Raw genomic sequence first — 21679 nt, forward strand, 5'->3', positions numbered from 1 at the left:
GGCTGAACCGATGACGGATATGACCGCCAATACTGCCACTGTTTCCACGCAACCGAAAAAGAGCCGTAAAAGCATTCCGCTGATGGTTATCATCGGCTTTATCTGGATCGCCGCAATGATCCTGATTGCGCTGACTGCGGACTGGATAAAACCCTACAACATCACAGCCTTTGACCTGAAAAACCGCCTCGCACTGCCGGGGAACGCACAGCATTGGCTGGGTACCGATGAGCTGGGACGTGACGTGCTTTCACGCCTTATCGAATCCATTCGCATTTCGCTGCTCATCGCGTTTGGTGCGACGATCATTTCAGCGGTGTTCGGGACGACACTCGGTTTTCTCGCAGCTTATTTTCGAGGCGCGGTGGAGCAGGTTGTGGTCATGCTGGCTGATTTTCAGGCGGCGTTGCCATTCCTGATTTTGTCTCTTGCCGTACTGGCGTTCTTCGGAAGCTCGCTTCTGTTGCTGACCTGCCTGATGGGCTTCTACGGCTGGGAGCGTTATGCCCGTATCGCGCGTGGGCTGGCTGTCTCAGCGAATGCACAAGGTTATGCAGCAGCGGTTACCCAGCTCGGCGCTACGCCGTCGCGGGTGTATCTCAAACACATCCTCCCGAACATTGCTTCAACGCTAATCGTCTCGATGACGCTGACATTCCCGGAGATTATTCTCCTTGAAAGCAGCCTCTCGTTTCTGGGCCTCGGTGTGCAGCCGCCGATGACCAGCCTTGGTAATATGGTTGGTTATGGTCGCGAATATCTCACTCGCGCACCGTGGATCATGCTCGCGCCGTCATTTGTGATCATGTTCACGACGCTGTCGATCAGCTTTGTGGGTGATTGGCTACGCGACAAGCTGGATCCGACCACGAGATAAGACCGGTCAACTTCCAACACTTGGACCTTGCGATTCTGAAAGCGAGTTGTTTAGTGTGAGGCGACAGAATTTTTATAGGAACTCACGTCTTATGTTGAAGAACATCAATCCATTGCTGACCGGCTCGTTGCTCGAGGTTCTTGCCGATATGGGGCACGGAGACGATCTCGTGATTGTTGATGCCAATTATCCGGCGCAGTCCTCTGGTGTCCACGTGCTGGACTTTCCGGGGATCACTGCAACGGATATGGCCGAGGCTGTGTTGTCGCTGTTGCCTTTGGATGATTTTGTCGACAAGCCAGCCGCTGTCATGCAGGCGCCCAATGAAACGCCGGCGATTTTCAAGGAATTTGAATCAGTCATAGAAAAGGCTGAGGGTCGAAAGATTTCCGTCGATCCAGTTGAAAGATTTGCTTTTTATCACCGCGCTCGCGATGCTTTTGCGATCATTCGTACCGGTGAGAAGCGGCTTTATGGCAATATCATTTTCAAGAAGGGCGTCATCCGCTCTTGAACGGTGAAATTGACATCGCGTATGAAAAACCCGGGCATTGAGCCCGGGTTTTTTTATTTCAGCTTTATTCCTGTGGCTTTTCTGCCTGATCCTTCATCGGGCCTTTGTGCTCACCACCTTTGTGGTTGCCCATGTGATGTGAACCTTTGTGGTGAGAGCCTCTGGCTTGGTGATGCATCTTCGCGGCGCGCATTTCGCTGCGATCGATTTTGCCATCCTCATTTCGATCCAGTGCAGCGAATTCCTTCTTACGCTGGTTCTCCACTTCCGCAAGCGTAACCTTGCCGTCGCCATTGACGTCGAGGCGACGCTCCATGCGGTCAGCTGCCCGGCTCACGATGCGCTTGAGTGCCAGTGCTTCGATTTCGGCGCGAGAAAGTACGCCGTCGCCATCGGTATCGGCGGCCTTGAGGTCATCCATGCGTGAGAATTTCTCAAGATCGACGGGGCCGCGCTTGCCCTTCATGTCCTTGTTTGAGGCAACGGTCGTCTCTGCTGCCGGTTTATCAGTATTTGCACTGCTATTTTCTTGTGCCAGTGCGGGTACAGCAAGCAAAGATGTTGCAATTACAGCGATAAATGCGGTCTTCGATTTCATGGCTATTTGGCTCCATTACTCTTTACAGGGGCGCCGCTAAAAGGCGTGCGAGTAATGTCTGTCTTTTTAGATGAACCGCATATGAATATGCCAATTAATTATCGGTAATGTATTGGGGAGTGTATGAGCGAACCAGAGCTGAAGCATTCTCCAAAGCGAAAAATTATCCGCAGGCACTGAGACACATATTCGTTCGGGCAAGAAGAATTTTTCTGATCCATCAGGATCAGTTATCAGCGGAAGCGTTTGTTTTCAGAAGAAAAAGTGGTGGGTGATGTAGGGATCGAACCTACGACCCGCTGATTAAGAGTCAGCTGCTCTACCAACTGAGCTAATCACCCACTCGCTTTGCCGAGGCAGCGGCCCCGGTGAAGTGAGCGGTTCTATAACGGCCTCTTTTCCACCTGTCCAGCCTCCAACTGCAAAATTTCTGAAAAAAATAACAGCTTGCGTAAAAAGCCCGGAAATGCGGGCCTTCCGAAAATCCATATCTGCGCGTTACCGGTGTCTTTTTCAGGGTGTGTGCATTCTGGTTGTGTTTTCTGGTCGCTCTTTTGAGAATCAAAAATGAGAGATTCTTGATTTGATTCATTTTTTCACGTTTTCGGCGTTGTAAGCGGAACCCTGCGGCTCCATATTCGCCGATGCTGGACTAATACGTGCGGCGGGGAGGTTTCGTTCGGGGAGTAGAGTCACGCTGCAAATGTCGCAGCCATGTCATCAATTATTGATGCTTGTCTGAGAAACTACGGCATATAAAAGACTTGATCGGTTGGTAGTGGTTCTGACGTCACGGACACCGGCGCCGCCCCTAAAATTTGTCAGAGCAAGGCGCTTTATGCACCGGGTTGCCCTTGCCGAAGAAAACAGAAACGGCTCATATCGTTTCAAAATCCGGTTCGCGACATTTGAGGACGGAATGGAAAGTATAATAGGCGATCTCGGACAGTTTATTTCCGATCATCGGGCATGGGCTGGGCCTATCGTGGGCGTTATCGCCTTCGGCGAATCTCTCGCCATTATAGGAATGTTCATTCCAGCTACGCCGATCATGATCGCTATTGGCGGCCTCGTGGGTGCCGGAATCATCGAACCCATTCCCGTTATAATCGGTGCGATTATCGGCGCAGTGATTGGCGATATCATCTCCTATTTCCTGGGCTGGTGGCTGGGCCGCAATATTATTCATAAGTGGCCGCTCAACAAACACCGCAGCGGTGTGGCGCGTGCGCGCCTTCTCTTCCGTCGCTATGGTTTTTCTGCAGTGTTCCTTGGTCGTTTCTTCGGCCCTGTGCGCTGTACCGTGCCGATGGTTGCCGGTATGATGTCTATGGATCAGACGCGCTTCCAAACAGCCAATGTCCTCTCCGCGCTTGTATGGGCTCCGCTGATGTTCCTTCCGGGCTGGCTGGCAGGTCGTGGAGCAGGCGTTTTCGCCAGAATGGATGGCGATCACATGTTCTGGTTCGTGATCGGAATCACTATCGTCACCATCATTGCGACGGTTATCGGTGTGCGCTTTTTCAAAGCTCGTCCACGTCGGGAGCGTAAGCGCCGCGTTCAGGTCTCTCCCGCCGAATAATCGACCTCTTGTGCTACAGGCTTCGGTCTGCATAATAACAGACCATATGTTCCATGTGGCAACCGGTGTGGCTGAGGATTTAGGCCTCGCGACACCTCATATAAGGTTCATCGCGCTTTATGCCCGACGACAGTTCTGACGATTCGTCTTCTCGAAGTCCGAATTCCCCGGAGGGGTATTCGGGCTTCCAGCGCATTGAACAATTCCCGATAGCCTTCGCCCGGAAGAGACTGGACTGCACAAATGCAGCCCGGTCACAAAGCTGTTGCGACGAATTTCTCAACTTCCATTTCTGCTGATCTTTAAAGGAGCCGACATATCATGGACTGGTCCATGGACTGGATTGCCGACCCCAATGCCTGGATAGGTTTGGTGACATTGGTGGTGCTCGAGATCGTTCTCGGTATCGACAATCTCGTCTTTATTGCCATTCTGGCCGACAAACTGCCCCCGCACCAACGTAATCGCGCGCGACTTATCGGCCTTACTCTGGCTCTTTTGATGCGTTTGGTGCTGCTGGCGTCGATTTCCTGGATCGTCACCCTCCGTGAGCCATTGGTTTCGCTGATGGGGATGTCGTTCTCGGGCCGAGACATCATCATGCTAATTGGTGGTCTGTTTCTCCTCGCCAAGGGCACGATGGAGCTACATGAGCGGCTGGAGGGTGATCATGGGCCTAAGAGTTCCAAGGTCGTGCATGCTGTGTTCTGGCAGGTGATCGTTCAGATTGTCGTGCTTGATGCCGTGTTCTCGCTGGATAGTGTCATCACGGCTGTGGGCATGGTTCAGCATCTGCCGGTCATGATGATTGCTGTCATTATCGCCATCGGCGTAATGATGCTTGCTTCCAAGCCGCTGATGGATTTTGTCAACAAACACCCCACCGTTGTCATCCTGTGTCTTGGCTTCCTGATGATGATCGGTTTCAGTCTGGTCGTGGAAGGTTTCGGCTTCCATATTCCAAAGGGATATCTTTATGCGGCGATCGGCTTCTCGGTGTTGATCGAAGCGGCCAACCAGATGTCGCGACACAATCGCGAAAAGCTGGTCACGACCAACGATCTGCGAGAGCGCACTGCGGGTGCCGTCCTGCGTCTACTCGGTGGCAGTCGCGGCGAAAACCCGCTTTCCGACACGGTTGACGTGATTGCTCAGCAGACAGCGGCCAGTGATGTCTTCCTGCCGGAAGAAAAGGAGATGATCCGCGGCGTTCTTGATCTGGCTGATCGACCTGTGCGTTCTATCATGTCGCCGCGCAACGAGATCGAGTGGCTTGACCTCGATGAAGACGAAGCGGAACTTGATGCGGCCATTCGTGAGCTGTCACATTCTCGCGTCATCGTTGCGCGCCGTCAGGTGGACGAGTTCATCGGCGTGGCGTTGGTCCGGGACCTTTTGCTCGATATTGGTGACAAGAAGCCTGTCGACTGGGACAAGATCGTAAAACAGCCGCTTGTGGTGCATGAAAATGCAAACGTGCTGCGCGTTATGGAGCAGTTGCGTAATTCACCTGTCCAGATCGCAGTCGTCGTCGATGAGCATGGCTCTTTCGAAGGTGTCGTGACGCCGACCGACGTTCTGGAAGCCATTGCTGGTGAGTTCCCGGATGAAGACGAAGAGGCGGCTGTCGCGCAGTCGGACGGGCAGGGTGGTTATCTTGTAGACGGCTTTACCGATATTCGCCGGTTAAGCGGCCTTCTGGAACGCGACCTTCTGGATGACGGTGACCGTTATACTACCCTTGCCGGCTATGTTCTCTGGCATCTCGGACACCTGCCTTTGGGTGGAGAAAGTTTCGTTGCCGATGGCCTGGAGTTCAAGATCGAGTCGATGAATGGTCGTCATATCGGCAAGGTACGCATTGTCCCCTCATCCGACTATGAGGTTTAACAGGAATGAATTTGCGGGTTGTTTGGTCTGGCTCGCAAATTATTTCACGCAGTTAACTCCGATAAAATAAGTAGGTTATTGACAAAAACCGAGAAGCCTTCAAAATTAACCTATCGTTCATTGTTGCGGCGAAAACGCGATGATATTTGAGCGTAAGGCAATGAGGAGGCCAGGCATGAAGCGAACCGTTCAACAGCTCGCTACGAAAATGAAGAATACGGTTTTGCGTGTTCCGGCCCTTCTGGAGCGGCCTTGGAGCGAGATGAAGTTGAATGCGGAAGAGATTGCAGCCCGCCGCCGTAGTCGGCTGGAGCGTGGCGAGCATAATTTTCTCTGGTGCTGGCAGCATCGCGGTTTCTGGTAAGTCCAGAGTCTAAGAAAGTTTTGAAGGCAGGAGAGGGAGGTCTCCTGCCTTTTTGCATTTCATTTTATGGTTTCGCTCCTGATGAGAATTATTTTCTCATGCCAGCATGTGGTTTGGGCGCAGGTTCCATGAATGACTCTGAAAGTAGTTTATATATTTAAATCAATGATTTAGATTGATTTTGTCTCTTCTCTCGTTAGATTTGTTTTCTGAAAACAATCCAGTTTAGAGCGCTTTTTGCAAACAGCGTGGTGGGGATGGGTCTAATGAGAAAAATTATTCTATATGCGGCGGTAGCCCTCGGTCTCGGCTCTGCGCCGGTTCAGGCACAGGAGCCGAAGGAAATACTCAATGTTTCCTATGACATTGCGCGGGAACTCTACGAACAGGTCAATAAAGCCTTCATCGCTGACTGGAAGACCAAGACCGGCGAGGATCTAACCGTCAATCAATCCCATGCTGGCTCCTCCAAGCAGGCGCGTTCGATTCTGGAAGGGCTTGAGGCGGATGTGGTGACCTTCAATCAGGTGACCGACGTTCAGGTCCTCCATGACAAGGGTAATCTGATTCCGGCGGACTGGCAGAAGCGGCTTCCGAACAACTCCTCGCCTTACTATTCGCTCCCTGCATTCCTCGTTCGTGAGGGCAATCCGAAGAACATCAAGAATTGGGACGATCTGGCGCGTGACGACGTGAAGGTGATCTTCCCGAACCCGAAGACTTCAGGCAATGCGCGCTATACCTATCTTGCTGCGACGGCCTATGCGAACGAGGCGTTCAAGGGTGATCAGGCGAAGGTACACGAGTTCATCGGGAAGATTTTCAAGAATGTTCCCGTCTTCGATACAGGCGGACGTGGAGCAACGACGACTTTTGCCGAACGTGGCATTGGCGATGTGCTGGTGACGTTTGAAGCTGAAACACGCGGGACTGAGAAAGTTCTCGGACCGGACAAGTATGATGTCGTTGTCCCAGAAGTCAGCCTGCTGGCGGAGTTTCCCGTTACGGTCGTCGACAAGGTGGTAGACAAGCGTGGATCGCGCAAGATAGCGGAAGCCTATCTGAACTATCTCTATTCGCCGGAAGGTCAGGAAATTCTGGCTCAGAACTTCAACCGTGTGCACGACAAGGATGTCATTGCAAAGCACAAGGACATCTATCCTGATGTGCGTCTCGTGACGGTTGAAGATGCTTTCGGTGGCTGGGAGAAGGTGCAGAAGGAACATTTCGCCGAAGGCGGAGTGCTCGATCAGCTCTTCACTGGCAAGTAAACAGAGCCAACTGGCGATCCCTAACGGGATCGCCTTGCTTTTTGGAAAAATCCAGTGGCGCTTCTAAGCATGAAACGTAATTCTGTGCTGCCGGGGTTTGGACTGACCCTCGGCTGCACTTTGCTTTATCTGGCTGTTATCGTGGCCTTGCCACTGCTGGCCATGATTCTGAAAACGGCAAGTCTTGGCTGGAGTGACTTCTGGAGAATTGTGACTTCAGATCGGGCGCTAGCGACCTATAAGATCACCTTGAGCGCAGCCGCAGTGGCCACCGTTTTTAACGGCTTGTTCGGTCTTCTGCTGGCTTGGGTACTGACGCGATATGAATTTCCCGGCAAACGTCTGATCGATGCCGCCGTCGATCTTCCTTTCGCGCTGCCGACTGCCATAGCCGGTCTGGCATTGGTGACGCTATTTGCCCAAAATGGCTGGTTCGGACGGTTCCTTGAACCGATCGGGATAAAGGTTGCTTATGCGCCGCTCGGCATCATGATCGCGATGTTTTTCACCAGCATCCCGTTCGTTATCCGCACGGTTCAGCCGGTGCTTGAAGATATGAGTGCTGATGTGGAAGAAGCTGCCCGCAGCCTTGGGGCCAGCTCCTGGCAGACATTCTCACACATTATCTGGCCGACCATCTTTCCAGCTTTCCTTGCAGGCTCGTCGCTGTCCTTTGCCCGCAGCCTAGGTGAGTTTGGTTCGATTGTCTTCATCTCTGGCAATCTCCCCTTTGAAACCGAAGTGACGTCGTTGCTCGTTTTCATCCGACTCGACGAGTATGACTATCCCGCAGCCGCTGCACTTGCATTCGTGATGCTCGTTACGGCTTTCGTGATGCTTCTTGTGACCAATCTCATTCAAGCAAGGCAGCTTCGTTATGCAGAACGCTAGCGCAAGCCTGCAGGCACGAAATTCCGGATCGGTGCGCAATCTGTTGATCTGGCTGGCGGCTGGCTTGTCGGTGGTCTGCATTGGAGCGCCTCTGGCCATTATCTTCTCCTACGCATTCAGCAAGGGCGCCGATGTCTTCTTCGGTGAAATATTGAAGCCTGATACGTTGCATGCGGTCTGGCTGACCATTCTCACAGCAATCGTCGTGGTGCCGATCAACATGGCCTTCGGTGTCTGTGTCGCATGGCTTGTGACCAAGTTCCGTTTTCCAGGACGGCGGTTGCTGATCACTTTCGTTGAGATACCGTTTTCGGTCTCGCCCATCGTGGCCGGTGTGACCTACCTCTTCCTGTATGGATCGCAAGGTTTGCTGGGGCCATTGCTGGAAACTTATGACATCAAGGTGATGTTTACGGTTCCGGCGATCTTCCTTGTCAGTCTCTTCGTCACTTCACCTTTCGTGGCGCGTGAACTGATTCCGCTGATGGAAGTGCAGGGGAGCGATGAAGAAGAAGCGGCTCTGACGCTTGGCGCCAATGCCTGGCAAACCTTCTTCTATGTCACCTTGCCCAATATCAAATGGGCTTTGCTCTATGGTGCGGTGCTTTGCAATGCGCGCGTGATGGGAGAGTTTGGGGCAACGTCGGTCGTTTCGGGTGCAATCCGAGGCAAGACCAATACGCTGCCGCTTCAGGTGGAACTACTGTTCAATGACTATAATGTCGCTGGTGCATTCGCTGCGGCTTCGACGCTCGCTTTGATCGCTCTTCTGACACTTGTCTTGAAGGTTCTGCTTGAACGCAGGCAAGGTGCTTAAATACAAAAGAGCTGGAGCGGTTCCATTTTGACTGGAACCGCTCTCACGGTCACGCTGCTTGGGAAAGCGTGTTGGCTACCGGTTCTCTGTGAAGAGAGGATGCAAGGATAATCCCTTCCGGCCAGCGACTGAAACCACTTGCTACGTTGATATGGCCGGCCTGGCCGAGATCGACAAATCCCGATCCCCAAACGTGCGAAAGGGCTTCAACTTTGGCAAAGCTCATATATTCATCGTTGCGGCTTGCCACGACGATGGAAGGGAAGCCCAGCTCATGGCGCGGCAGCGGGGCAAAGCTCTGGAAACGGCTATCCTTGCGGGCCATAGTTTCCGCGTCGGCAGGTGCAACGAGAAGGGCGCCCGCCACATGTGCTGCTGACGGTCGGCTGGCCAGATGTGCGACCAGTGCGCAGCCGAGACTATGGGCGACCAGAACGGCGCCCGGATTTTCGGCGAGTTTGGCTTCGAGTGCGTGCATCCAGTCGGATAGCACCGGATAGTGCCAGTCGTCCTGTTCGACGAGCAATGCTGACGGATCGTCATGCAACCATTGGCGCTGCCAGTGGCCTGCTTCCGATCCCTTGTAGCCGGGGATGATCAATGTCGCAGGCATGCGTTTTTCCTCTTGGATAAAGCCTTGGGAGGGCGTTCAATTTCGCAATTTGTTCTGCTTGCGAAACTGGTTCCAAGATAGGCGGCCATGACCGCCATTTTAAGGAAAACAAATTCAAATTATGGCGGGTTTTGTGAAAAATATGCTCCGTCGTTGTCTGCTTCTATTTTCTCTGTTTATCGTTCCAGCGCAGGAGAAACTGGGATTTCTCGAAGACCAGCACGACCACAAGCGACATCGCGAACGGGATAAGCAGGTAGAGCAGACGGAAGACGATCAGCGCAGCCAGAACGTCGGCCTGATTCATATCCGGCAAGCCAGTCAGGAAAACGAGTTCCAGAACACCAAGGCCGCCCGGAGCGTGCGATATCAGAGCTGCAGAGAATGAGACCAGGAAGATGCCAAGAATAATGAGGAAACCGGGATTGCCGGCCTCTGGCAAGGCAAAATAAATGATACCAGCGGCACCGATCAGCTCCAGCGGTGCGACGATGAGCTGCTGCACTACAACCGACAGCCGCGGATATTCCAGACGGAAACTGCCGATCTGAAGCGGACGCAGGCGCAGCCAGCTACCGAAGACATAAAGCAGTACGAATGCCAGCATCAAAAGCGCAATGACGATGGAGACGGTTGGTGTCAGTTCCTCGTTGAAGCGCATGAGAATATGCGGCTCCAGCAGGAGAACGACGCTGGAAGTAATGACAACACCAAGAATGAATGTGAATGAACAGAAAGCGATGAGGACGGCGATCTCGCTGCCGGGCATGCCTTGAGAGGAATAGGCCCTGTAGCGCACCACGGCACCGGAGACGACTGAAGCGCCAATATTGTGCGACAGCGCGTAGGTGGTGAAGGAGCAAAGCGCGATAAACAGCCAGGAAATCTTGCGTCTGAGGTGCAGCAGCGCGATGCGATCATAACCAGCAAGCGAACTGTAGGCCAGAAGTGCTGAAGCCGCCGCGAGCGCCCAATGATGGGCGCGGATGGCGTAAAGACTGTCCAGAACATCATCGAGCGAAATGCTGCGAAGTTCGCGATAGAGAAGCCAAGCCGAAATACCGACTGCGCAAATGCCCACGACCGGCCAGATGTAATCCTTTGCTTTCATCAACCGGTCACCATGCCTTCATGCTTCATATCATCCCCTTTTTTGCCCATGATATCGGTCGACCCATCTCCCGATATTATCCCTAATGCGTCGGCCTGAAATTCGCTTTCCTCTGAAACGGTTTCGGTATTTTTCCTCTTGATCTCAGTTCCGATTGCCTTTGCCATGGCTGCTGCGATTTCTTTTTCTCCCAGAATGACGAAATCTGCGCCAAGATCATGCAAATATTGTGCTTCTGCCTTTGAACAGGCCCGCACGACGATGCTGATTTCCGGATTGGCGGCTCTGGCCAATGCCGTCACCCGCCCAGCCTCGAAAGCGTTGGGTATTGCAATAACCAGGTTTCGAGCCGTTACCGGATTGGCCGCCTTCAGTATATCTGAATCCGAGGCGTTCCCTGTAATAACCTGGATGCCTTTATCCTTGAGCGAGGCGCTGACTTTCGACGAATCCTCAATGACGAGAAAAGGCGTCTCTGCCTGCAATCCTGCTGCGATCCTTTCGCCGATCTGGCCGTAACCAACGATAATCGTGTGTGCGGTCAGCAAAGTCTGCGGCAATGGCTCGGGCTCAGAAATATTGAGTTCGGCACTGGTGTTATCACCGGCTGACGTTTCGCCTTTGCTTCGCTTTTCGATCCATGGTCGCATCCGTTCCGCGACAATGAACATGACCGGGTTGAGGAAAATCGAGAGGATTGCGCCTGCGAGAATGAGGTCGCGTCCGGCTGGCGGGAGGAGATTTAGGCTGACGCCCAATCCCGCAAGAATGAAGGAGAACTCACCAATCTGCGCAAGGCTCGCCGAAATGGTGAGCGCTGTGCTGACAGGGCGACGGAAGGCGCGCACGATGAAGAATGCTGCGACCGATTTACCGATCAGAATGATGGCGAGCGTTCCGAGCAGGGGCAGCGGATCGCGAAGAAGACTCATCGGGTCGAACAACATGCCGACAGAGATGAAGAACAGCACCGCGAAAGCGTCGCGCAAGGGGAGGGACTCCTCCGCGGCTCGATGGCTGAGTTCGGATTCGCTCATCACCATGCCGGCGAAGAATGCGCCCAATGCGAAGGAAACGCCAAACAGATGGGCTGCGCCGAAAGCGACGCCCAGCGCAATCGCGAGCACACCAAGACGAAACAGTTCGCGAGAGCCGGTCTGAGCCACGACGTTCAGAAGCCACGGTATGACCTTACGCCCGACTATGAGCATCAGGGCGACAAACAGAACAACCTTGGCAATGGTGAGAAGGATGATGCCGCCAATGCCGAGGCCAAGCCATGAAACGATAGGATCACTCGCTGCTGAGCCTTCTGCACGGCCGGTTACACTGGCGACTGCCGGAAGCAACACCAGTGCCATGACCATGGCAAGGTCTTCGACGATCAGCCAGCCTACTGCGATGCGTCCACGTTCGGTGTCGATCAGGCGGCGCTCTTGCATGGCGCGCAACAGGACGACGGTACTGGCGGTCGAAAGTGCGAGGCCAAAAACCAGACCTGCCTGTACATCCCAACCAAGGGCGAGCCCAAGGCCCGTGCCGAGGGCTGCGGCTGCTGCAATCTGCGCGAGCGCGCCGGGTACTGCTATGGCTTTGACGGAAAGAAGATCTTTGAGGGAAAAGTGCAGGCCGACGCCGAACATCAGCAGGATGACGCCAATTTCGGCTAGCTGCAGAATCAGATCCTGATCAGCGACGAATCCGGGCGTGTGCGGGCCAGCAATGACACCGGCCAGAAGATAGCCGACGAGGGGGGAGATTTTCAGGCGGGTGGCTATCGCACCGAAGATGAAGGCCAGGCATAACCCGATGACGATTGTCGCTATCAAAGGCGTGTCATGGGGCATCAGGTGCCTTCCCCCTCTGGTTTTTCAATTATGTAAGTGGGAGCCGGGCAAAGCTTGAGCCTTGCCCGGCAAGCGGGTTATTTCTGCGCTGCGGCGCTGTCTTCAATTGCCTGATGGGCTTCCTTGCGGTGCTGCCACCAGTTGCCGAGCAGAAGCAGGATCGGAGCGGCGATGAAGATCGACGACGATGTAGCGATAAAGATACCGAACAGCATCGGCACGGCAAAATTATGAACCGCGCTACCGCCCCAGATTGCCATCGGGAGCATACACAGGAACGTCGTCATCGATGTGTAAACACAGCGGACGAGCACCTGATTGATACTCATATCGACAATCTCGCGTAGCGGCTTTGATTTATAAAGACGCATGTTTTCACGCATGCGGTCATAAACCACGACCTTATCGTTTACCGAGTAACCGATAGCGGTCAGAAGCGCTGCAATGGCTGTCAGGTTAAAATCGAGCTGGAACAGCGCGAAGAAGCCGACCATCTTCGTGGTGTCGAGGATAAGCGTGATGATTGCGCCCATCGCAAAGAACCACTCGAAGCGCCACCAGAGATAGATGAGCATGCCGAGTGCCGACAGGATGACGGCGATGAAGCCTGAACGGGCCAGTTCACCGGAGACTTTCGGGCCAACGACTTCTGTCCGCTCGATTTTCACACCAGGATCAAGCTCGGTCACGGCTTCGCGCATCTTGTTGACAGCAACGGTCTGCGCTTCCTCGCCACCTTCCTGACGCTGGACGCGGATCAGGACATCATTCGGGCTACCGGCTGACTGAAGCGCTACTTCGCCAAGACCCAGTGCGCCTAGCTTGGCGCGAAGTTGCGCCAGATCGGCTGGCTGTGACGTGACGATTTCCGCCTGAATGCCGCCCTTGAAGTCAATGCCGTAATTCAGTCCCGGTTTGAAGAACAGACCAATGGACAGAATAGACAGCACAATCGAGACGCCAATGCCGATGAAGCGCGCATTCATGAAGCTGATATTCGTCTTTTCGGGGACGAATTTCAGGAACGGCTCGATGACGAGCACCTTCAGCTTACGCTTGCGAACGTACCACGCCATGACCATGCGTACCAACGTCACATCAGTGAACATGGAGATCGCGATACCGAGCATCATGGTGATCGCAAAGCCGCGAACCGGGCCTGTGCCGAAGGTGAACAACAGCAAGGTCGAGATCAGGGATGTAACATTCGCATCCACAATGGTGGAGAAGGCGCTATGGAAGCCCTTGTCCAGCGCGGCCATGGCCCCGAGGCCGCGTCGCGTTTCTTCGCGGATACGTTCATTGATGAGAATATTGGCGTCAACCGCGATACCAATACCGAGAATGATACCGGCGATACCGGGCAATGTCAGCGTTGCGCCAATGAGGCTCAAGGCAGAGAAGGTGAGCAAGGTGTGGAGCAACAGCGCCACGTTGGCAATCGTGCCCCAGACGCCATAAAGGAGCTGGATGAAGACCGCGACGAGTACGAAGCCCACGATACCTGTAATCAGACCCATCTTGATGGCATCGCCGCCAAGATCGGGACCGACTGTGCGTTCTTCGATAACGGTCAGCGGAGCGGGCAGGGCGCCAGCGCGCAGGAGTGCCGAAAGAACAACTGTGTCCTGAACCGTAAAGCTGCCGGAAATCTGGCCCGAGCCGCCGGTGATCGGTTCACGGATGACCGGGGCGCTTAGCACCTTGCCATCGAGCACGATTGCGAACGGACGATTGACGTTTTTCGTCGTAATGTCCGCGAACTGGCGTGCACCGAGGCTATCGAAACGGAAAGACACGATCGGCTCGTTGGTGCGCTGGTCGAAACCTGCACGCGCATCGGTGAGACGCTCGCCGGAAAGGGCGATCTGATCCTCGATCGGATACTTGATGTTCGGATCCTTGGAATCCGGCATGATGGTCACGCCCGGAGGCGGCGCGTCGTTCGGATTGGCATCGGCGACCATATGGAAGCTCATTTTCGCCGTGCTTCCGAGAAGCTGGCGAAGCTGCGCCGGGTCTTGAAGACCGGGAAGCTGAACGACGATACGGTCCGAGCCTACGCGCTGGATGGACGGTTCTGCAACGCCGACCTGGTCGACGCGCTGACGGATGATTTCAAGGCTCTGCTGAAGAGCGGCATCAAGACGATAGTTGAAACCTGCCTCGGTGAGGGTCAGGCGTACCTGATTGTCGTTCGAGGCAACATCTATGTCGTTGATCGCCGTGCCGAAACCGCTGGTATTGACCTGCGAAATCAAGGTGCGAAGTGCAGTTTCCGCCTTGGAACGCTGGTCCGCATCAGGGATGGTCACAACGACCGCATCGCCGACAGCACGGATCGACTGCGGCTGGATGCGTTCGGCACGCAGCTTGCTGCGGGCATCGTCAAGCAGAGAGCGCAAACGGTCTTTCTTCAGGCTCGCTGCATCGACTTCGAGCACGAGATACGAGCCGCCGCGCAAGTCGAGGCCGAGTGTAACCTGACGCTTTGGGAACCAGGACGGCATCGCCTCAAGTTGCTTTTGGGTGAAAAAGTTGGGCAAGGCAATGATAACGCCGATCGCAACGATCAGGCTATAAAGCACAACCACCCATTTGGAAGTACGCATGGATTAAGGTTCCGGTTGGTACGCCCCAATTGCCACTCATCAAGCAGCGGTGCGGGCATCGTTTGTAATGGTGTCAGGATTGGTTAAAGCCAATCTTCGAGGATGGCATATTATGCGCTTTTAGGAGGCGCACGGGCAGAGCCAAAATATCTCTGCAAAACTGCGAGGCGCTGGGAATTCAGCGCCGCTTTGGCTGCTGCCGACTTTGGAAGAGCAAAAGCCACTGCCGCCACGGGCAGCGCTGCTCCGGTGCCATCAAGGTAAACAGCTTTGATCTTGGCTGCGATCGCTTCGATCAAGATCGCCCGCATGGGCTGCGGCGAGGGGGTGGATTGCTGGCGAACAGGGGTTGTCGGAGTGCCTTCGACCTGTCTTGCCACGATGCCGCCGGAGTGACCACGGGCAACATCTTCGTCCGGCGTTGAAAAATCCACGGCAAACAGAAAAGCCGTAAACGACAGAACGCACGTAACGAACAGCATGAAACCATGCCGCTTGTGCTGTTCCGTGTTTTTCATGCCCTTCATCAAATCGCCAAGACTTTCTTTAGAGTCTATCCGTGGAGTTGAGCCAGCTTTTCACACTCATTGCGAATCCTCATTAATCATTTGTGTTCGCACGAACAAGGAAATACTGGCATCAAGGCTCGTCTTATACGTTATGGGTCCGCTTCCTGCGCACCGTGAAATCTTGTAGACGGCCTACGCCTTGCATCCGTTTTAGGGCGCTTTATGTTGAAACCATGTCTTGTTTAACGGCAGAATTGAATTGGCATATTCATCGACGTTTCGTGTTCTTGCATTTTCTCTTCTGATCGGCGTTCTGTCGCCGGGTGGCATTGCGCCTGCCTTTGCGCAGGATAACAAGCCCTCGACTCCGCCGGCGGCACAAACCGCGCCCGCTGCCGCTCCGCAAAACGACTCAGCCCAGCAAGCGCCCGCTGCCACCGATCAGCAACAGGCACCAGCGCCTGTTTCCAGCGTTGTTCAGCAACAAAAGCCTGTCATCAACGATCTGAAGCAACAGACGAAACGGATCAGTGATCAGCTTCCCAAGGCCACTTCGAATGATGAAACGCTGGCCAATCTCAAGCTCCAGCTGGACTCTCTTTCAAAGAAGCTTCTGGATGCTGGCGTTTCATTCCGTCCGCGTCTGACTGAAATCAATACGCGGCTGGAACAGCTTGGCCCCGCACCCTCTGGCGATCAGCCGCCAGAACCGGCAATCGTCAGCGAAGAACGCGCGCGACTGACCGCCGAAAAGGCCGAGATCAATGCCATTGTCGGTGAGACGGAGGACACATCGCTTTCCGTCAATCAGATGTCCGCAAAGATCGGCGACATGCGCCGAGACCTTTTTGCACGCACACTTTCACAACGCGTGAATCTCGATACGACGCTGGGTACAGAGGTTGCTTCGGCTGCCAGTAACCAGATGGTTTCACTCTGGCGCATCGTTCAGTCGTGGTGGCGTTTTGTAAGTACGTTCAAGCTCAAGTCATTTCTCGCTGCCGCGTTTTTTGCGTTTGCGGCGGCGCTGGTCATCCAGCTGGGTGCAAGGCGCGTCCTCGGAACGCTCTATCAACGCGATCCAACGATCGAATCGCCCTCCTATCTAAGTCGCCTCTCAGTGGCTTTCTGGTCTACAGTTATACCGTCCGCAGCCGTGGGCGTTTTTCTGGCGACGACTTACTTTTTAATGAACTATTTCAACGTTTTGAGAACAGATATTGCCGCTCTGATTCAGTCGCTTTTTCTCGTTCTTGGGCTCGTTTTCTTCATTCATAGACTGGCGTCTGCCTGTATCAGCTCGGATATGCCGCAGTGGCGACTGGTTCCGGTCGCACCACGTCCAGGACGCGTGCTGGGGTTTCTGATAACTGCCACGGCGCTGACAAGCGGGCTTGATTCTTTCTTCGGAAAGGTCAACCAGATTTTGTCATCGCCTCTGTCGCTGACGATGGCGAAAAGCCTGCTTGCCACGGTGATGGTCGGCGTTCTGATTCTGGCGATTGCGTTTCTGAAACCGGTTGAGCGCGAAAAGGATGGCGCTGTCCGCTCATGGCCGCGCGCATTCAGAACATTCCTGATCATATTGGGGCTTTTACCCATTCTGACCGCGCTGTTTGGCTATATCGGCATGGCGCGCTTCATATCGCAGCAGATCGTGGTGACGGGCGCATTTCTGGTTACGATGTATATGGGCTTCCTGACTGGGCGTGCAATTTCCGAAGAGCAGGCTTTCGCATCCAGCCAGATTGGCAAGGCAATGCGAGAGCGTTTTCATTTCGACGACGCAACCCTTGATCAGCTTGGCCTTGTGGCGGGCATATTGATCAATCTCGTCGTTGCCTTGATCGGCATTCCGCTCGTTTTGATGCAGCTCGGCTTCCAGTGGGCCGAACTTAAAAGCACCTTCTATCAGTTGATGACCGGCTTCCAGATCGGCAATATTTCGATCTCGCTCATGGGACTATTGACCGGCGTGCTGCTGTTCGTGATCGGCTATCTTCTGACGCGCTGGTTCCAGAACTGGCTCGACAACAGCGTTATGGCGCGCGGGCGGGTCGATTCTGGTGTACGTAATTCAATCCGCACAGTCATAGGCTATGTTGGCCTTTGTCTTGCCGCTCTGGTCGGTGTATCGGCAGCCGGGTTCAATATGTCGAACCTGGCCCTTATCGCCGGTGGTTTGTCTCTCGGTATCGGTTTTGGTCTCCAGAATATCGTCCAGAATTTTGTTTCTGGTCTCATTCTGCTCGCCGAACGTCCGTTCAAGGTCGGCGACTGGGTAGAAGCCGGCACGGTCAGCGGTATCGTCAAGAAGATCAGCGTGCGCGCGACGGAAGTGGAAACTTTCCAGAAGCAATCGATCATCGTGCCGAATTCGACGCTTATCAACGGTAACGTCGGCAACTGGACGCATCGCAACAAGCTCGGGCGCATCGATATCAATGTGCAGGCCTCTTATACGGAGGAGCCACGCCGGGTCCACGCGCTGCTTCTCGAAATTGTTCGTGGCCATCCGTCGATCTTGAAGAACCCTGAGCCGTTTGTTTCGTTTCAGAACATGAACGATTCACTGATGATTTTTGATATCTACGCTTATGTGGCCGATATCACAGCGACGGGTGGTATCAAGAATGAGTTGCGATTCCAGATTGTCGAGCGCTTCCATGAGGAAGGATTACATCTGTCGTCTACTAGGACTGATCTGGTGCTCAGTGTGCCTGAAATCGAAAAACTTTCCGATTTGATGCAGAAGGAGAAAGAGCCGTCATCATCAGCCAAGAAGAAAAAGGCCGTGGCAGAGAAGCCGGAAGTCGACGAGGATGCCGACGACCGGGCTTGATGAACGTTTCGTTCAGTTGCAGTTCAGTTTTGTCCGCCTATAAAGGGGATGACAGGGGCAATAGGGCTCTTGCGACATCGGACATATCGCGGCGGGAGCGATGGAAAGGTCGGGACGGTATGAACAGAAATCAGGCCAACAGCTTGGGGAAGCTTGTTCTTGGTGCAGCAATCGGTTTTGCAGTTTCAACTGGCAGCGCCTATGCCGCGCAGATTTCCAATAATGATAGCGGCCCTCAGACGATTGTCGTTACGGAAGGCGCTTCCAAGCGCGAAATGATTGTCGCGCCCGGTGAAACTGTTGAATTTTGCGCCTCGGGCTGCTTCGTAACGTTCCCGAACGGGGACCGCGAAGCGTTGACCGGCGATGAAACGATCACGATCAGTGGTGGCAAGGCCACGTTGAAATAGTTTTCCCATTGCGGAATGTGAAAAGCCGAGGTGTTGCCTCGGCTTTTTTGTATGGAAAGTGTCTCGGTCAGCTGCGAGGCTTGAGGTTTTCCGGATCGTAGAGAGGCTTGTAACCTATCGAAAGCACTTCAACCGGATAAGTCTCACCGAAATATTCCACATTCAACTTGCGACCTTCCTGACAATAGGCCCATGGCAGGTAAGCAAGCGCGATGTTTTTGCCAATGGCTGGACCATAGGCGACTGAGGTCGTGAAAGACCGGCGGCCAAGTTCGTCGATGAGTGTTTCTCCGGTATCCAAATCCTGTACTGGCATGATGCCGACAGGATACCTGGCCACACCTTTCGAATCGACATTGTCGGTTATGGCCAGCGTGCAGAGCATGGCAGGCTGATGCTCGCGGGCGCGATATTCCACATGCTTTGCCTTGCCGCGGAAATCCGCCTCCTTGACCTTCGGGCGAGCAAGATCGGCTTCGAGAAGGTTATACTCGGTCAGCAGATCGGCATTCTGCAGGCGTAAGCTCTTTTCCATGCGACGCGTGTTGGCATAGGTCTCGACGCCTACCGCAATCACGCCGGTGGAGCGAAGCGCATCCCAGACGGCAAGGCCGTCTTCGTAACGCATATGCAATTCCCAACCCTGTTCACCGACATAGGAAATGCGGAACGCGGTAACATCCTTGCCCGCAATCCGGATTGGCTTGATGGCAGCGAAGGGGAAGTTTTCCGCATCCAGACCTTCAGGGCTCTCAACGACCTTCTTCAGGTTCTCGCGCGCATTCGGACCCCAGATGCCGATGGTGACGTATTTTTCCGTCACATCGGTGATCGTAACGTCAAAGCCCTTATCTTCGGCCACGCGGCGCATATAGTGGAAGTCGCGAGGCCCGGCATCGGCGCCATTGATCATACGGATGCGGTCTGCCATGCGGATTGCCGTGAAGTCGGCCCGCACCATGCCTTCGTCGTCGAGGAAGTGGGTATAGATGCCCTTGCCGATATTGGTGTCGCCGCCGATTTTAGCTGCACAGAGCCACTCCATCAGCTCGACATGGTCGGGGCCTTCAATGTCGTACATGGCGAAGTGCGAGAGATTGATGATACCGCAATTTTCGGTCAGTTCGAGGTGTTCGGCATTGGAGACGCGCCAGAAGTGGCGGTTATCCCATTCGTTTTCGCGCACCGGTACGCGATCACCATATTTTTCGAGAAGGTGTTCATTGGCGGCATAGCCGTGCGCGCGTTCCCAGCCGCCAAGCTCCATGAAATGGCCACCGAGTTCGACTTCGCGTTCATAGAATGGCGAGCGGCGGATATTGCGGCCCTTGGAGAAGGGTTCACGCGGATGAACCGCCGGATTGTACACCTTCATCGCCGTTTCCGTGCAGCGATCCCAGATGAACTGCTCGGTCATCTGATGCGGGTAGAAACGGGAATAGTCGACGGCGTGATGATCAATGGACGTGCGACCGTCGGTCATCCAGTCGGCAATGAGCTTACCCATGCCGGGACCGTCCTTGACCCAGATGGCAACTGCATACCATAGGCCGCGCACCTTCTGGCTTTCGCCCATGGATGGGCCGCCATCAGTCGTGACCTGCAGGAAGCCGTTGAAGGAGTGGCTTTCATTATAGCCAAGCTCGCCCAGAATGGGCGTCAGCTCAATGGCGCGCTCGAGCGGTTCGAGAATCTGGTCCATCTCAAGATCGCGTTGTGATGGCGAGAGACGTGCTTCATGCTTTTCCAGAAGGTCACGCGGATGGCACAAGCGCGGGTTCTTTTCTTCGTAATAACCCCATTCGATCTGGCCGCCTTCGGCAGTTTTCGGATCGCCGGTGTCGCGCATATAGGCGGAGTTACCCTGATCGCGCATGAGCGGCCAGCCGATTTCCTTGCCGGTGCCTTCAAACTCGTTATAGGGACCGAAGAATGTCAGCGGATGGTCAATTGGCATGACTGGCAGGTCTTCACCAACCATTTCGGCAATCAGACGTCCCCAAAGGCCAGCGCAGATGATGACATACTCAGCTTCGATGGTGCCGCGATGCGTGACGACACCCTTGATGCGTCCGTTTTCGACGATTAGCGACTGGGCCGGTGTGTTGGCGAAGCTTTGTAGCTTGCCTGCAGCTTCAGCCTGATCAATCAGCTTGCCGGCGACGGTCTGCGAGCGCGGAATGACCAGACCGGCATCGGGGTCCCACAGGCCGCCTTGAACAAGGCTTTCCTCGATGAGCGGGAATTTTTCCTTGATCTCTGACGGTTCCATCAGGCGAGCACGAGTGCCGAAAGCTTTACCCGATGCGACCTTGCGCTTGATTTCGTCCATGCGGGCATCGTCACCGACGCGCGCTACCTCGATGCCACCGACACGGGCGTAATGCCCCATCTTTTCATAGAAATCGATGGAGTAGAGCGTTGTCCAGCACGACAGGAAGTCATGGCTGGTCGCATAGCAGAAGTCCGATGCATGGGCAGTAGAGCCGATGTCGGTCGGGATACCCGATTTGTCGATGCCGACGATATCGTCCCAGCCGCGCTCGATCAGATGGTGTGCCACCGAGGCGCCGACGATACCGCCAAGCCCGACGATCACAACTTTTGCCTTCTTAGGAAACTCTGCCATTTTATGCGTCCCTAGAGCATTTCCAGCAAAAGTGCGTAGCGGTTTTGCGTCGGATAATGCGTGAAAAAGATGGATAGAGCGGTTCCAACGACTCCGTATTACCTGAAACCGCTCTCGTTGGTATTTGACAAAACCATAGTCGTTGCCCGGTCGCGACATTTGCCTTTATACGACATATTCGCAGCGTCAGACGACTGCATCGCAGCTTCTGGAAATCCCGGAAGGTTGAGCATCGGCTGTCCTGTTCGCGACATATCCAACAATCCTGCATCCACAGATGGTTCGATCTGTAGAACTGATTC

General features: G+C 54.3%; 17 protein-coding genes and 1 tRNA gene. 10 read left to right on the forward strand and 8 right to left on the reverse strand.

What is annotated here, in order from left to right:
- Positions 1 to 10: 10 nt before the first annotated feature.
- The gene (locus tag AAE521_RS12310; protein WP_010659809.1) at positions 11 to 877 is read left to right on the forward strand and encodes an ABC transporter permease; all 867 of its coding nucleotides are present in this window, start codon (positions 11 to 13) and stop codon (positions 875 to 877) included.
- 91 nt (positions 878 to 968) lie between these two features.
- Complete coding sequence (locus AAE521_RS12315) at positions 969 to 1391, forward strand: RbsD/FucU family protein (RefSeq protein WP_010659810.1); 423 nt, start codon at positions 969 to 971, stop codon at positions 1389 to 1391.
- A 64-nt stretch (positions 1392 to 1455) separates the two neighbouring features.
- On the opposite strand, the gene AAE521_RS12320 is transcribed toward AAE521_RS12315, so the two are convergent.
- Positions 1456 to 1989 (reverse strand): EF-hand domain-containing protein, encoded by a 534-nt coding sequence (locus AAE521_RS12320; RefSeq protein WP_071630077.1) that lies wholly within the window; start codon positions 1987 to 1989, stop codon positions 1456 to 1458.
- 265 nt (positions 1990 to 2254) lie between these two features.
- Positions 2255 to 2330 (reverse strand) — tRNA-Lys (locus AAE521_RS12325).
- Positions 2331 to 2908: 578 nt separating this feature from the next.
- Between AAE521_RS12325 and AAE521_RS12330 the strand changes: the two genes are divergently transcribed.
- The 6 genes from AAE521_RS12330 (at position 2909) to cysW (ending at position 8804) form a co-directional block, all read left to right on the forward strand.
- The gene (locus tag AAE521_RS12330) at positions 2909 to 3571 is read left to right on the forward strand and encodes a DedA family protein (RefSeq protein ID WP_010659812.1); all 663 of its coding nucleotides are present in this window, start codon (positions 2909 to 2911) and stop codon (positions 3569 to 3571) included.
- Between the two features lie 321 nt (positions 3572 to 3892).
- Positions 3893 to 5461: a TerC family protein gene (locus tag AAE521_RS12335; RefSeq protein ID WP_071630078.1), complete on the forward strand. Its 1569-nt coding sequence runs from the start codon at positions 3893 to 3895 to the stop codon at positions 5459 to 5461.
- A 175-nt stretch (positions 5462 to 5636) separates the two neighbouring features.
- The gene (locus tag AAE521_RS12340) at positions 5637 to 5825 is read left to right on the forward strand and encodes a hypothetical protein (protein WP_071630079.1); all 189 of its coding nucleotides are present in this window, start codon (positions 5637 to 5639) and stop codon (positions 5823 to 5825) included.
- 266 nt (positions 5826 to 6091) lie between these two features.
- Positions 6092 to 7096, forward strand: coding sequence for a sulfate ABC transporter substrate-binding protein (locus AAE521_RS12345; RefSeq protein WP_071630080.1), 1005 nt, complete (start codon positions 6092 to 6094; stop codon positions 7094 to 7096).
- A gap of 69 nt (positions 7097 to 7165) precedes the next feature.
- Positions 7166 to 7987 carry a sulfate ABC transporter permease subunit CysT gene (gene cysT / locus AAE521_RS12350; RefSeq protein ID WP_071630081.1) on the forward strand — a complete coding sequence of 274 codons (822 nt, stop codon included), beginning with the start codon at positions 7166 to 7168 and terminating at the stop codon, positions 7985 to 7987.
- Positions 7974 to 8804, forward strand: coding sequence for a sulfate ABC transporter permease subunit CysW (cysW, locus tag AAE521_RS12355; RefSeq protein ID WP_071630082.1), 831 nt, complete (start codon positions 7974 to 7976; stop codon positions 8802 to 8804). The genes cysT and cysW overlap by 14 nt, the downstream gene beginning before the upstream one ends.
- Positions 8805 to 8853: 49 nt before the next feature.
- Here the strand turns inward: cysW and AAE521_RS12360 are convergent, their stop codons facing one another.
- The 5 genes from AAE521_RS12360 to AAE521_RS12380 form a co-directional block, all read right to left on the reverse strand.
- On the reverse strand, positions 8854 to 9417 hold the full coding sequence (locus tag AAE521_RS12360; RefSeq protein ID WP_071630083.1) for an alpha/beta hydrolase: 564 nt from the start codon (positions 9415 to 9417) through the stop codon (positions 8854 to 8856).
- 163 nt (positions 9418 to 9580) lie between these two features.
- Positions 9581 to 10528 carry a lysylphosphatidylglycerol synthase domain-containing protein gene (locus AAE521_RS12365; RefSeq protein WP_012091840.1) on the reverse strand — a complete coding sequence of 316 codons (948 nt, stop codon included), beginning with the start codon at positions 10526 to 10528 and terminating at the stop codon, positions 9581 to 9583.
- Complete coding sequence (gene ybaL / locus AAE521_RS12370; protein ID WP_071630084.1) at positions 10528 to 12375, reverse strand: YbaL family putative K(+) efflux transporter; 1848 nt, start codon at positions 12373 to 12375, stop codon at positions 10528 to 10530. The genes AAE521_RS12365 and ybaL overlap by 1 nt, the downstream gene beginning before the upstream one ends.
- Positions 12376 to 12452: 77 nt before the next feature.
- Entirely contained in the window at positions 12453 to 14987 is a 2535-nt protein-coding gene (gene secD / locus AAE521_RS12375; RefSeq protein ID WP_012091842.1) for a protein translocase subunit SecD, read from the reverse strand.
- 110 nt (positions 14988 to 15097) lie between these two features.
- Positions 15098 to 15514: a hypothetical protein gene (locus AAE521_RS12380; RefSeq protein ID WP_342061445.1), complete on the reverse strand. Its 417-nt coding sequence runs from the start codon at positions 15512 to 15514 to the stop codon at positions 15098 to 15100.
- Positions 15515 to 15755: 241 nt separating this feature from the next.
- Here AAE521_RS12380 and AAE521_RS12385 point away from each other — a divergent pair, with 241 nt between their 5' ends.
- Together AAE521_RS12385 and AAE521_RS12390 are read left to right on the forward strand one after the other, a co-directional pair.
- The gene (locus AAE521_RS12385) at positions 15756 to 18338 is read left to right on the forward strand and encodes a mechanosensitive ion channel family protein (RefSeq protein ID WP_143132671.1); all 2583 of its coding nucleotides are present in this window, start codon (positions 15756 to 15758) and stop codon (positions 18336 to 18338) included.
- Between the two features lie 119 nt (positions 18339 to 18457).
- A complete protein-coding gene (locus AAE521_RS12390) occupies positions 18458 to 18748 on the forward strand; it encodes a hypothetical protein (RefSeq protein WP_012091845.1) in 291 nt (96 codons plus the stop codon).
- A gap of 67 nt (positions 18749 to 18815) precedes the next feature.
- Here the strand turns inward: AAE521_RS12390 and AAE521_RS12395 are convergent, their stop codons facing one another.
- Positions 18816 to 21377, reverse strand: a complete 2562-nt coding sequence (locus tag AAE521_RS12395) for a GcvT family protein (protein WP_071630088.1) — start codon at positions 21375 to 21377, stop codon at positions 18816 to 18818.
- Positions 21378 to 21679 lie beyond the last annotated feature (302 nt).

The sequence above is a fragment of the Brucella cytisi genome, assembly GCF_038433355.1.
Classification (GTDB): Bacteria; Pseudomonadota; Alphaproteobacteria; order Rhizobiales; family Rhizobiaceae; genus Brucella; species Brucella cytisi.